15 protein-coding genes and 1 tRNA gene are annotated in these 12,137 nt (G+C 62.2%); 4 read left to right on the forward strand and 12 right to left on the reverse strand.

Annotated elements, in window-relative coordinates; genetic code table 11:
* Positions 1-95 precede the first annotated feature (95 nt).
* The 7 genes from glk to ACJWXQ_RS12335 all read right to left on the reverse strand — a co-directional run bounded on the left by glk (position 96) and on the right by ACJWXQ_RS12335 (position 4,614).
* Complete coding sequence (gene glk, locus ACJWXQ_RS12305) at positions 96-1,163, reverse strand: glucokinase (protein ID WP_406672916.1); 1,068 nt, start codon at positions 1,161-1,163, stop codon at positions 96-98.
* Positions 1,151-1,339: a CBS domain-containing protein gene (locus ACJWXQ_RS12310; RefSeq protein ID WP_346051254.1), complete on the reverse strand. Its 189-nt coding sequence runs from the start codon at positions 1,337-1,339 to the stop codon at positions 1,151-1,153. Before ACJWXQ_RS12310 ends, glk begins: the two co-directional genes overlap by 13 nt.
* Positions 1,339-1,971, reverse strand: coding sequence for a dienelactone hydrolase family protein (locus ACJWXQ_RS12315; protein ID WP_406672917.1), 633 nt, complete (start codon positions 1,969-1,971; stop codon positions 1,339-1,341). Before ACJWXQ_RS12315 ends, ACJWXQ_RS12310 begins: the two co-directional genes overlap by 1 nt.
* Positions 1,972-2,087: 116 nt before the next feature.
* Positions 2,088-2,780, reverse strand: coding sequence for a phosphoribosyltransferase family protein (locus tag ACJWXQ_RS12320; RefSeq protein WP_346051250.1), 693 nt, complete (start codon positions 2,778-2,780; stop codon positions 2,088-2,090).
* A 347-nt stretch (positions 2,781-3,127) separates the two neighbouring features.
* The gene (locus ACJWXQ_RS12325; RefSeq protein ID WP_346051248.1) at positions 3,128-3,847 is read right to left on the reverse strand and encodes an alpha/beta family hydrolase; all 720 of its coding nucleotides are present in this window, start codon (positions 3,845-3,847) and stop codon (positions 3,128-3,130) included.
* A gap of 127 nt (positions 3,848-3,974) precedes the next feature.
* Complete coding sequence (locus tag ACJWXQ_RS12330) at positions 3,975-4,394, reverse strand: DUF3775 domain-containing protein (protein ID WP_346051246.1); 420 nt, start codon at positions 4,392-4,394, stop codon at positions 3,975-3,977.
* A complete protein-coding gene (locus ACJWXQ_RS12335) occupies positions 4,384-4,614 on the reverse strand; it encodes a hypothetical protein (RefSeq protein WP_346051244.1) in 231 nt (76 codons plus the stop codon). The genes ACJWXQ_RS12330 and ACJWXQ_RS12335 overlap by 11 nt, the downstream gene beginning before the upstream one ends.
* 190 nt (positions 4,615-4,804) lie before the next feature.
* Between ACJWXQ_RS12335 and ACJWXQ_RS12340 the strand changes: the two genes are divergently transcribed.
* Complete coding sequence (locus ACJWXQ_RS12340) at positions 4,805-5,005, forward strand: dodecin family protein (RefSeq protein WP_346051242.1); 201 nt, start codon at positions 4,805-4,807, stop codon at positions 5,003-5,005.
* A gap of 88 nt (positions 5,006-5,093) precedes the next feature.
* Here the strand turns inward: ACJWXQ_RS12340 and ACJWXQ_RS12345 are convergent, their stop codons facing one another.
* The 4 genes from ACJWXQ_RS12345 to ACJWXQ_RS12360 form a co-directional block, all read right to left on the reverse strand.
* Positions 5,094-5,540: an Hsp20/alpha crystallin family protein gene (locus tag ACJWXQ_RS12345; protein WP_346051240.1), complete on the reverse strand. Its 447-nt coding sequence runs from the start codon at positions 5,538-5,540 to the stop codon at positions 5,094-5,096.
* A gap of 191 nt (positions 5,541-5,731) precedes the next feature.
* Positions 5,732-6,832, reverse strand: coding sequence for an alpha/beta hydrolase (locus ACJWXQ_RS12350; RefSeq protein ID WP_346051239.1), 1,101 nt, complete (start codon positions 6,830-6,832; stop codon positions 5,732-5,734).
* A gap of 135 nt (positions 6,833-6,967) precedes the next feature.
* Positions 6,968-7,996 (reverse strand): zinc-dependent alcohol dehydrogenase family protein, encoded by a 1,029-nt coding sequence (locus tag ACJWXQ_RS12355; protein WP_406672918.1) that lies wholly within the window; start codon positions 7,994-7,996, stop codon positions 6,968-6,970.
* A 100-nt stretch (positions 7,997-8,096) separates the two neighbouring features.
* Positions 8,097-8,171: transfer RNA gene (locus tag ACJWXQ_RS12360), tRNA-Val, on the reverse strand.
* A gap of 123 nt (positions 8,172-8,294) precedes the next feature.
* Between ACJWXQ_RS12360 and ACJWXQ_RS12365 the strand changes: the two genes are divergently transcribed.
* On the forward strand, positions 8,295-8,630 hold the full coding sequence (locus ACJWXQ_RS12365) for an ArsR/SmtB family transcription factor (protein ID WP_406672919.1): 336 nt from the start codon (positions 8,295-8,297) through the stop codon (positions 8,628-8,630).
* On the opposite strand, the gene ACJWXQ_RS12370 is transcribed toward ACJWXQ_RS12365, so the two are convergent.
* Positions 8,612-10,333, reverse strand: a complete 1,722-nt coding sequence (locus tag ACJWXQ_RS12370; protein ID WP_406672920.1) for a SulP family inorganic anion transporter — start codon at positions 10,331-10,333, stop codon at positions 8,612-8,614. The two genes, ACJWXQ_RS12365 and ACJWXQ_RS12370, sit on opposite strands and share 19 nt — an antisense overlap.
* Before the next feature lie 127 nt (positions 10,334-10,460).
* On the opposite strand from ACJWXQ_RS12370, the gene ACJWXQ_RS12375 reads away from it, so the two are divergent.
* Together ACJWXQ_RS12375 and ACJWXQ_RS12380 are read left to right on the forward strand one after the other, a co-directional pair.
* Positions 10,461-11,066, forward strand: a complete 606-nt coding sequence (locus ACJWXQ_RS12375; RefSeq protein WP_346051235.1) for a DUF3365 domain-containing protein — start codon at positions 10,461-10,463, stop codon at positions 11,064-11,066.
* Positions 11,063-12,137, forward strand: a 1,075-nt coding sequence (locus tag ACJWXQ_RS12380; RefSeq protein WP_406672921.1) for an NAD(P)/FAD-dependent oxidoreductase, incomplete at its 3' end; no start/stop codon positions are given. The genes ACJWXQ_RS12375 and ACJWXQ_RS12380, both read left to right, overlap by 4 nt.

Raw genomic sequence — 12,137 nt, forward strand, 5'->3', positions numbered from 1 at the left:
CCTATCTCGGCGAACACCATCGTGCCCTGATTTCGCTACCGGACTCCGCCAAGGTGTGGAAGGCCTCGACTGAGGCCCGGGAATGACGGGGCCACTCAAGGTTGGCGATGATAGCCCCCGGCATGCACCTCGGATTCCCGGGGTAATCCTTGCGCGCCCGTGTGCCGACTGGCGCTTGCAAGGCTGTGGTATCTTGTCGCCAGTTGCGTGATACCTTCCAGCCCCGGTTCAGCTGTCGTGACGGCATGGATGGGGATTGTCTGCATCAAAGTCTGCAGGCGGCCTTTGCGTTGGAAGGCCTGAATGAATCGATGGTCGGAGAGGAAGGGCTGCAAGCGGGCAAGTAGGCCGCCCACCAGGTAGACGCCGCCGGTGGCCAGACTGAACAGGGCGGCATTGCCGGCGAACGCACCAAGAATCTCGCTGAAGCAAGCAATGGCTGCGGTGGCGGCCTTATCCTCACGGTTTTCGGCCCGCTGACAGACCAGTGGTGCCGGGTCTTCGGTCAGGACATGGCCATCAAAGGGCGGACAAGCGTAGCGGTCGCAGTGGTATTTGTAGATCTTTACCAGCCCAGAACCCGACAGAAGCCGCTCGTAACTGACATGACCATATTGTTCCGACAGGGATTTCCACAGGGCATGCTGCTCCCTTGTCTGGCTGGCAAAGTCACTGTGACCTCCCTCGGATGGCAGCACGCGGATCCCATCCGCTTCCGTAAACGAGCTCGCCACACCCAACCCGGTACCGACGGAGATCAGCAGGCGCGGCCCGCTGTCCGCATGACCTTTCTGAATGGGGATCAATTGCCTTTGGGGAATATGGGGCAGGGCGTGTGCCAGGGCCTCCAGGTCATTGACCAGGTGAACGCTGGGCAGTTTGAGCGCGGTTTCCAGCAAATGCGCCTCGCTCTCCCAGGGCAGGTTGGTAAACCGCACCCGACCATTGGCAACCGGCCCCGCCACCGCCAGCCAGGCTTCGCGCACATTGGCCCGTTCAGTCCGGGACAACTCCTCAAGAAAGCCGCGCAGGGCATGCTCCAGGCTCTCAAAGGCCTGGCTGCGACGAATGGATTCATGCCGAATCTGCCAGCCCCCGGCCGTCGATTCCAGCAGGCGCAGGCGCACTCGGGTGCCCCCGATATCACCGATCAACATCTGCATGCTTCACCTGTGTCTTTCCGTCCTGTCAGGCCCGCCGCCGGGCTTCGACCCCGGCCGCTGCCGAGGATGACGAGGTCGCCGACATGATGCTCGCGCATCAGTCGGGCCGCCTCGCGGATGGAAGCCTCCTGATCGATACAGACCACGCTGCGAATACAGGCTTGACCGGTTTTCATCAGTGACTAGCCTCCGTTTCTTCCATCTGGTTCAGGAATATCAGTGAATGCCGGGCGTAGGGTTGGGCCGGCATCGGCAGCCGAGATTGGGTCAGCAGCCACTGGCTGGAAAGCTCGATGAAGGTAGGCCAGGCATCGGACTCCTGGAACTGTGCGCCCACCTCCGCGAACAGGGCCGTACGATAGGAGCAGCGCATTTGTGAAACCGCCCGTTGCATGGCGGAACGTCCGGCCGAATCACGCTCACCGACGGCAAATAGCACGGGGGCATGAACCCGGGCCAGATGGCTGCCTGCAAGGTCCGGTCGTCCACTACGGCAGATCACTGCCTGAATACGATGGGGATGACGGGCAGCTACCACCAGGCTGGCCGCGGCATTGTTGCCGGTAGCGAGCAGGTAGGTTGGCAAGGACGACAGACGAGGCTCATCACCGCGCCAGTCCAGCGCGGCGGTAATGCGCCGTGCCAGACGCGGGATATTGAAGCGATGCCAGGCCTGGGACGGCGCTTGTTCCTGTTCATTTTCGGTCAGGGTATTCAGGGCCAGGGTGGCGAGACCCTGGGCATTGAGACCCTCGCACAGACTGCGTTCCCGTGCCTTGCCGGTCTGATCAGAACGCAGGCAAATCACGAGTCCTGACGATGTCGAAGGAAGTGACAAACTGGCATTCAATTGGGTGCCATGGCTTGTGATGGCAAGCGGATAATCCAATAGGGGACCGTTCTGTAACATCATGGTGGCTCCTCTCAATGACAATTGCGATGGCCGACGTCGTTACCCGGCTTGTCAGTCGCAAGGGGGCCGAGCTGTTCAAGCAGGGCGGCAACTTCGTCGTCGCTGGTCTGATCGAAGACCCGGTACCAGCGGCTCACGGCCTGGAAATCCCAGGGGGTCTTGAGCGTGACAAATTCCTCCACTTTCTTTTCCAGACGTTGATGGGCTTCAGCCGCCGCCACCGGGGTTGCGGCAATCACCTTTCCAGCCTTGGCTTCCCGGGCCCAGGCAATGGCCGCTTCCAGACTGGCGCCGGTGGCCAGGCCATCGTCGACGATAAGTACGGTCCGGCCTTTTACCGGACTTGCGGGCCGGTGAAGACGATAGCGTTGCTCCCGTTCGGCAAGTTCCTCGCGGGCCTTATGGGTAGCGTGAACGAGGGCGGTGGCCGAGATGCCCAGGTGGGCGATGATGTCGTCGTTGAGTACACGCACCCGGTCGGGACCCACCGCACCGATGGCCAGCTCCGGGTGACCCGGTGCGCGGATCTTTCGGATGATAAGCACATCCAGTTCCGCCCCCAGTTCACGGGCAATGGGGGCAGCCACCGGCATGCCCCCCCGGGCCAGCCCCATTACCAGCAGATCCGGGTCATTGCGATGATGCGCCAGGGCCGCGGCCAGGGCCCGTCCGGCCTGTTCTCGATTCTCGAATAGTTCGAACATGCTTCCGCTCCCACTGCTGGAGAGTTCCATGCTAGGAGTGGCGGAGCAGGGGGGTGGTGACCATGGTCAATGGTTCGTCACCCGAGGCGGTGCAAGCTTGTGAAGAGCGGTTCCCGAGATGACGGGCGGGGGTGTCTGAGGGTGAACAAGGCAGCTGAAGCCGAACAGCAACTGGCGGAGTGGCTCTGGTCAAACCGGTATTGCGCCGCACCTGCTGATGGTCCGGCGGATACCACCCCCCTGTTCTGGATCGGAAGCGACGACGCCGCGAATGGGGAATTCGTATCCGCAGTGGGCGTCTGGCATGGCATAGAATGCCTGTTCAAAGGCTTCCACACTGTTTGTCATCATTGCGGCGTGTCCCTGGGTCCAGTGCCCGTGACTGCCGGGCGGGGCCGTGCCTCGGCCTCGGGCTCGGGAAGGTGACGTAGAAACCATGCCGCGGCGGCCTGGGCCACTTCCTCCAGCTTGCCCGGTTCTTCAAACAGGTGAGCGGCGCCGGCAATCAGGCGCAGCTCGTAGTCTGTGGTGATCTGGCGCGAGGCTGTGCGGCTGAGTCGATAGACCTCCCTATCGAGGGTACCGATGATTATCAGTACCGGTGCCCGGACCCGGCCCAGGGCGTCGCCGGCCAGATCGACCCGGCCACCCCGGGACACCACCGCCCGGACCTGTCGTGGCCGTTCCGCAGCCGCAATCAGGGCTGCGGCCGCGCCGGTGCTGGCGCCGAATAGTCCCACCGGCAGCGCGGCCAGCTTCGGCTCCCGCCGCAACCAGTCCAGCACCGCCAGCAGACGGGCGCTGAGCAGATCGATATCAAAACGGAATCGGCCATCCAGCTTGTCCTGTTCATGTTCCGCTTCACTCAGCAGGTCGAACAGCAGGGTGGATAAGGCCTGTTCATTGAGCTGCCGGGCCACCTGCTGGTTGCGGGGGCTGAAGCGGCTGCTGCCGCTGCCGTGGACGAAAAGCACCAGGCCCAGCGCGGGGTCGGGCCGTTCCAGCAGGGCGGGCAGGGTGACGCCTCCCACCGTGATATTCAGTGTCTGATGGCGTGATGACTTCATGGTGCTGCCCTGATGATAGGTTATGTGGGCAGACTAGGGCCTGGTTTTGCCTGAGGTGATGACTGCCGTCAACAGGTGGCGTAAATGGTTAACCGGAATCAGTAGCCCACGGCGGTTCCTGCTTGCTTCAGTCACAGTGGTATCCGAGCATGTCCAGGCCGTCCGTGAGGTGATCCGGTAGCATGGGATGGGCCATCAGGTAGTCGGCCGTGTAGTCGGTCCACTCGGCGTCGGCATCACTCAGCAGGCTGTACCAGTCTTCCGGTTCGTAGTCACCTCGGCCCATCCACAAAAGGGCCACTACTTCCACCTGCTGGTTCCTGTCCAGATCGTCGATGATGCTGCGGAACTCGTTCAGGCTCTGGTCACCCGTATGGGCGGCCAGGATCTGGGTGGGCCAGTCATCGGAGGGGCTGCCGGGTTCTTCGGGGATGACCACGGCTTCCTGGGCATGGAACACCCGCGCGAGCTGAATCAGGCGACAGACATTGTCGAGATTCACGTCCAGGCTGACCTGTTCCGTCTCCTTGTCGATATCAACGCTCATGCCGGTTGTCCTCCTGACTCACCAGGGTCCAGTAGCGGCCGCCGCGGCCGGGCATGGTGGCGGTGTCGAGGTAAAGCGAGTGATGGCAGTGACTGCATTCGATCTCATGTCCGACTTCGAGATCGCCGGTGGACAGCATCAGCGGCCGTCCACACTCCGGACAGGCCATCACGAAGCTGTCGTCGGCGTGGGAGTTTCCCCGGTTGTGTTTGCGGTTCATGGCTATCCTGTCCGTGGCTGGGAGTGGGGCACCGATTCTGCAAAATCGGTCGTCGGCTGACATTGACGGCCGTCATCAACATGGCGGTTCTCGTCAATGCGCCGATCCGATGACTGCGGTCAAGACCTGCCCGGGCCGCGCGCAGCACACTGGAACTCCAAACTGATCCGCATCTGGAAGGAGTCCAGCCATGAGCGTTGCAAAAATCATCGAGATCAGCGCCACGTCCAATGACAGCTTTGAGGATGCCATCCGCCAGGGCATCGACAAGGCATCGAAGTCGGTGGATAACATCAAGGGGGCCTGGGTGGCCGAGCAGAAGGTCACCGTGGAGAACGGCAAGATCAGCGGCTATCGCGTGGATATGCGTGTGACCTTTGTTCTCAAGTAGGGCACTGCTGATTTCAGGTATTCCCATGCAAAGGGCCCCGGCATGTAAACCGGGGCCCTCTGCTGTTGTGACTCCCAACTGATCGCTTTCAGCTCTTGATCGGAATCCGGTTGGCGCGAGCCTTCTTCGTCTTGGGGATGGTGATCTCCACCACGCCCTTGTCCGAGCGCGCGCTCACCTGGCTGGCGTCTGCGGTATCCGGCAGGCTGAAACGCCGGAAGAAACTGCCGTGGAAACGCTCCGAGCGGCGATAGTGCTCGTCGCCGGTGGACTTTTCTTCCTTGCGCTCCCCGCTGATGGTGAGCAGGCCGCCCTCCAGGGTAATGTCCACTTCCTCGGGCGCCACGCCGGGAATGTCCACGAGTACCAGGAAACGGTCCGCTTCCTCGCGAATATCCACGGCAGGGTTCCATTCCGCCATGCCCAGCGCTTCGTCAGTGCGGCTGGTCATGGGTGAGAAACGGTCAAACAAACGATCGAAATCCGCATCCAGACTGGGAATCCAGCTGCGGCGTGGTGTGGTCAGCATTCTCATATCGGTACCTCCTCGGTATGCCTGAATCAGTCCTTCTCCAGGACGTAAGACAGCTTGCGAGTTTCAGGTGAGGAAGGTGTTGACCACCGTCATCGGTGGATCTGAATTCCTTGTTAGACCCATGCCGGACCTCGGCTGTCCGGGATGCGGCATTGAGAGTCCCTCAGACAGTGTGGTGTTGCCTCCTGCTTTCAAGGGCCTGGATTACGCCGAAGCCAGGCGATGACGGTGCTCATGACTTCTGTGGGCAATTCCATTTCACCGAAGGCGTGTTCACCGACCGGCCTGCCGGGTGCGCGCAGGAAGAAATGGTCCTGGTCCGGCATGATCTGCACCGTGAAATCCGGGTTGCCGGCGGTCACCAAGGCCTCGACCAGTGGGCCTGCATTGGCAGCGGCCGAGGTCAGGCGGTCATGGCTGCCGTAGATGGCCAGCACCGGGACCCGGGTGGCGGCCAGGGCTTGTGCCGGGTTGTCAGCGAGAAAATGACGCATCCAGCGATCCGCCATCCGGCTGGTGAAGCCTTCCAGCATGTGGTTGTTCTCTTCGGCGTTGACATCAATGCCGCCCAGTGCAAAAAGGGCAATGGTATTTTCCTGCATGGCTTCCGGGGCAGCGCCGGCTATGGAAAGGCGTGCGGCTTCACGCATGTGTGCCTCCACCTGGGCCAGTATCTCCGGGGCCTCAATCCCCACTGATTGCCGGAAGCCGGCCACCTGTTGATCCACCCAAACCTCCTTGCCTTGCAGAGCCGGCGTGCCAAGCAGGATCAGAAAATCAGGGGGATTGGTTTGAGCGGCCAGGCGAGCACCGATGCCGGCACCCTCGCTGTGTCCGATCACGCCCACGCGGCTGAACTCGGCCAGCTCACCGGCCCGCAACCAGTCCAGTGCCGCACGCATGTCCACTACCCGATCGGCCGTTGTGGATGCCCGGGTACTGGGCCCGGTGGATTCGCCCGTGCCACGATCATCCAAGCGCAGGGAGGCAATCCCGGCCGCAGCGAGGGCCTCGGCCTTGAGTCGGAACAGGGGGGTGCCGGAGATGATGGCATCCCGCTTGTGATCGCCGCTGCCGGTGATCATCAGCACCACGATACCGTTTCGGGCACTGTCGGGCAGACGCAGAGTCCCTGCCAGGGTGACCTCTGGGTCCGGCGTGGACAGGCGTACTTCATGGCTCTGTATGTCTCGCCCGGTCTCAGCGGAGAGCGAGAAGGGAAGCAGGGCCAGCAGGCCGGCGATGGCGAGCACAGGGACTCGATGTGTGATACGGCTCCGATTGCATGTCATGGCAAATCGCTCCATTGCTTTGTTGCATCGTCCACGGATGCGGGCTTGTGGACGGCATGGAGGTTTAGTGTAATACGCAGGTATAACACCAGTCAAGGAGGAAGCTGCCAAGCGGCCGGACCGATGTCGCTCAGTTTACGGCGCTGGCGCCGTGTCCGCGCCGGGTAGCACGACGGCGGCGCCGCTGAAACGTCCGTGACGCAGATCGTCCAGGGCGCGATTGGCCTGTTCCAGGGGGTAGGTGGTGACCTCGGTGCGGATGGGGATCCTTGGAGCCAGGGCGAGGAAATCACGACCGTCTGCCCGGGTGAGATTGGCCACGGACTTCAGGCTGCGTTCCTGCCACAGCTTGTGGTAGGGAAAGGCGGGTATGTCATTCATGTGAATACCACCGCTGACCACCGTCCCACCCCGGTTCACCTGATCCAGAGCCGTTATCATCAGTTCACCCACTGGCGCGAAGATGAGGGCGGCATCAAGAATCTCTGGTGGACTCTGATCGCTGCCGCCGGCCCAGACTGCACCCAATTGCCGGGCAAAGGCCTGGCCGGTCTCGTCGCCGGGCCGGGTGAAGGCATAGACCGATTGGCCGTGCCAGACCGCAAGCTGGGTGAGTATATGGGCGGCGGCGCCAAAGCCGTAAATCCCCAGGCGTTGATTGTCGCGGCCGCCGGCCAGGCGCCAGGCGCGAAAGCCGATCAGACCGGCGCAGAGCAGGGGGGCGATGTCCGCGGGCTCGACATCGGCGGGCAGGGGAAAGCAGAAGGGGGCATGGGCCAGGGTATATTCGGCGAAGCCGCCGTCCAGGGTGTAGCCGGTAAACTCGGCCGCCTCGCACAAATTCTCCCTGCCTTTCTGGCAATGGCGGCAGCAGCCGTCGGTCCGGCCCAGCCAGGGCACCCCCACCCGGTCGCCGACCTTGAGTGTTCCGCAATCGGGACCGGCCTCGACCACCGTGCCCACGATTTGATGCCCGGGAATGAGGGGCAGGCGGGGCTGGTCCAGCTCTCCGTCGAGGATATGCAGGTCAGTGCGGCAGATGCCGCAGGCCTCCACCTTCAGCAGCACCTGATCCGGCGCCTGCCTGAGGGGCATCGGTACCCGTTCCGGGACCAGAGCCTGGCCGGGGCCGTGAAAGACCATCGCCCGCATGTGATCCGCCATCATCGCCTCCGGGGCCTTCCGGAAATCAGAGCTTCCCATATAGCCGTTTGGCGGACAAACAAAAAGGCCGGACCCTAACGGATCCGGCCTTTTTGCGTAATGGTGGGCGATGCTGGACTTGAACCAGCGACCCCTGCCGTGTGAAGGCAGTGCTCTCCCACTGAGCTAATCGCCCGAAAGCGCGCCATTTTAGCCCTGCGGCCTGGGCGGGTCAATGGCGGTCTGGGAGAGGGCGGGAAATTAGGTTATCCTGTTCTTCTAATTTAGCTATTTCGCCTGCTCAAAATGGTGAACGCCCATGCCCGCTCAAGGATCCCAGTTGGCCCACCAGCTACCCAGCATGAAAGACATGGAGGAGCACTCCGACGAGGCCGCCCGGGTGCTCAAGGCGCTCGCCAATTCGAATCGACTGATGGTCCTCTGCGCCCTGGTAGAGGGTGAACGGTCGGTGGGGGAGATCAATGAAAAGGTACCTCTCAGCCAGTCGGCCCTGTCCCAGCATCTGGCCCGCTTTCGGCGTGAAGGTCTGGTGGCGACCCGGCGCGAATCCCAGACCATTTATTACCGGATTGCCGATGACAAGGTGCTGGAGCTGATGGGCAAACTGTACGAGCTTTACTGCGCCACGGACTGATCCTGCTGCGGCTTGTCAGCGCCGATCTCCTCGAATGCTGCCTGGTTGGTGAAGAATATTCTTCCCGGTGCGAGCAACGCCGGGAAGCCGGCTCGCCGCAAGCGGTCCAGTACCGGGCCTTTGACTTCAGACAGATGCAGCCTGATTCCCCGGGCTGCAAGGCTTCTCACCAGTTCCTCCAATGTCTCCAGTGCGGTGCTGTCAATTTCGTTGATGGCACTACAGACCAGTACCAGATCTCTTGTTTCCGGATGCGTGTCCAGATGCTCAAGCAGGGTGTCCCGCAGAAATCGGCTATTGGGAAACTGCAGGCTTTCATCCACGCGGATCATGCTCAGGCCCGGCCGGGTTTCCACCTGGTGTCGACGGATGTTCCGGAAATGTTCAGTGCCCGGGACGCGGCCGACTTCCGCTACATGGGGCTGACTGATGCGCCAGAGCAGCAAGGCGAGGGATACCGCCAGGCCGGTGAGCAGACCCAGCTCGACCCCCAGAATCAGCACACTGGCGAAACTGATAAGCGCCACGGTGGCGTCCGGCCGATTATGGCGCCAGGTATCGCGAATGCTTGCAAAATCCAGCAGCGGCAGCACTGCCAGCAGAATGATCCCTGCCAGGATGGCGCGCGGCAGCATCGCCAGTGCCGGGGTGGCGAACAGTAGGGCAAGCAGCACACCGCCGGCTGCGAATACACCGGCCAGCGGGCTTTTCGCGCCGGCATCTCTGGCGACCAGAGTGCGTGCCAGCCCACCGGTCACCGGGTAGGCCGCACTCAGGCCTGCCACCAGATTGGACGCACCCAGCCCGAGTAATTCCCTGTTGGGCTGGATGTCCTCTCCGTCACGGGCTGCCAAGGCCCGACCCACCGAAACACTCTCCATGAGCCCAATCAGTGAGATAAGAAAGGCCATGCCCAGCAGTTCCATCAGCCACGCCAATTCGATGGGGGGCAGGGCGAAGCTCGGAAGGCCCCGGGGAATCTCCCCAACCAGGGCCGTCCTCTCCCCCAGCCCGGTGTGCAATGCCAGCGTGATCCCGAGAACGACCGCAGCCAGCGCGCCCAGGCGGGAGACGATCAGGCCGGCGGTGGGCAGCCGTGGCTGCAGCAGCCGGGCCAGTGGGCCGGAAAACAGGCGAATCAGAAGAACTGTGCCGATGGCCAGGAGCAAAGTGGGAAGGCTGAATGACTGCCAGTTACCCGCCAGTTCGCCGACAAGGGCAAACGGCTCCCGGACCTCGACGGGGATACCCAGCGCATGGGGCAGCTGGCTGAGACCGATCAGAACCGCGACACCCCCCATGAAGCCCAGCAGCACGGGTCGGGACAGGAAATGGGTGATAAAGCCCAGCCGCAGCAGGCCCATGAGCATGAGAATGGCGCCCGAGGCCAGGGCCAGGCTGGCGGCAACCGGCACGGGGTCAAGGCCGTGGCGCTGGGAGAGCAAGGCGGTGGCCGTGGCCACCATCAGGGAGACCACGGCCACCGGGCCAACGGCAAGGTAGCGGCTGCTGCCGAACAGGGCATAGGCCGCAGTCGGCAGCAAAGAGGCATATAGGCCAACCTGGGCCGGCAATCCGGCCAGCAGGGCGTAGGCCATGCCCTGGGGGATCAGCATGGCAGCGATGACCAGGCCTGCAATGGCGTCTTGCCCGAGTGAATTGGCATCGGGGAAGGGCCAGATTCCCTTTTTCCCTGACTGCAACAAAATTACACCTGTTTACTTGACCTGACTGGAATAAATATTAGAATAACCTAAAATAATAGTGTTTTCCACTGACGAAAGAGTCTTGCCCGGTTATTCGCCAAGGCAAGCGGGAGGAGTAGCTACCATGCGCTGGATCAGCCTTGTTGTTTCCGGAGTGTCCTTGCTGGCAGTCACCCAGCTAGCCCAGGCAGGGCTGGAGGACGAAGATCGAGTCCGCTTGGAAGCCGATGCCCATGCCGTGACGGTGGAATTGTTCGAGACACTTGCCGGGCGCCTGCAGGAGGCCATGCAGGAAGATGGTCCGGTGGCGGCCATTTCGGTCTGCCGTGACGATGCGCCGGCGATCAAGACCCGGCTTTCCCTGGAGAAGGGCTGGCAGGTGAGCCGGGTGGGAACACGCGTCCGCAACCCGCTTTTGGGCACGCCTGATGCCTGGGAGCGTGAGGTGCTGGATGAATTTGAACGGCAACGTGCCGACGGCAAGGCAGTGCCCGAGCTCAATCATTCGGAAGTGGTTTCCGAAGGTGATCAGCGCTATTTTCGCTATATGCGTGGAATCGGTGTCCAGGGCAACTGTCTACTCTGCCATGGCACGGACGAACAGATTCCCGAGCCGGTCAGGGACGTGCTGGATGATCGCTACCCTCATGATGCAGCATGGGGCTACGAGGTTGGAGACCTGCGCGGTGCTTTCACCGTCAAGATACCCCTGAAGGATTCGAAACAATGAGCCACAAGATCACGGTAGTAGGCAGCGGGTTTGCCTCTCTCACCACGGCCCGCCACCTGCGCAGGCTGGATCGAGAGGCGGAAATCACCCTGGTGGCGCCGCGACCGGAGTTTGTCTTCCTGCCCAGTCTGATCTGGCTGCCCACGGGTCAGCGGCAGCCCGAGGATATCATTCGGCCGCTGGAGGGGTTTTTCCGGCGCCACCGTATTCACTATCACCAGGGTAGTGCCACTGGCCTTGACCCAAGTGGTCGCCTGCTACTCACCGACAATGGCGAGGTGCAAAACGATGCCATACTGATCGGCAGCGGCGGGCGTTTTCTCAAGAAATTGCCAGGTATCGAGCATGCCATCACCCCCTGCGAGGGGGTTGAGTCCGCCATGCGCATCAAGCAGGCGGTGGAGGACATGGACGGAGGGCATATCGCCTTTGGTTTCTCCGGCAATCCCAGGGAAGGCCAGGCCATGCGCGGCGGGCCCATGTTCGAGTTTCTTTTCGGTATCGACAGTCTGCTGCGAAAGCAGGGGCGGCGGGACCGTTTCGAACTGACCTTCTTCTCGCCGGCACCGCAGCCGGGAAAGCGTCTTGGCCCAAAGGCCGTGGGCAAGCTGCTTGCGGAGATGGAACGGCGCGACATTCACACTCATCTGGGGCACAAGCTCAAGGGGTTCACGGAGGACAAGGTCACCACCGAGGGGGGCGAGTTTCCGGCCGACCTCATCCTTTTCATGCCGGGCATGACCGGCAACCCCTGGTTCGACAACACCGAACTGGGCCGTTCCGACGGTGGCCTGCTCAAGGCGGATGCCTTCTGCCGGGTGGAAGGGGCCGAGCGGGTCTATGTCGCCGGCGATGCCGGATCCTTCCCGGGCCCGGACTGGATGCCCAAGCAGGCGCACATGGCTGACCTGCAGGCGGAGGCGGCAGCGAAGAACATGCATGCGGAATTGAATGGACGGGAACCTGAGGCCACCTTCAAGGCCGAATTGATGTGTATTGTGGACAGCATGGACAAGGGCATGCTGGTGGCCCGCAGTGAAAAGCGCAACTGGGTGCTTCCCAGAAGCCGCC

Source organism: Natronospira sp., assembly GCF_007134575.1.
GTDB classification, from domain to species: Bacteria; Pseudomonadota; Gammaproteobacteria; order Natronospirales; family Natronospiraceae; genus Natronospira; species Natronospira elongata.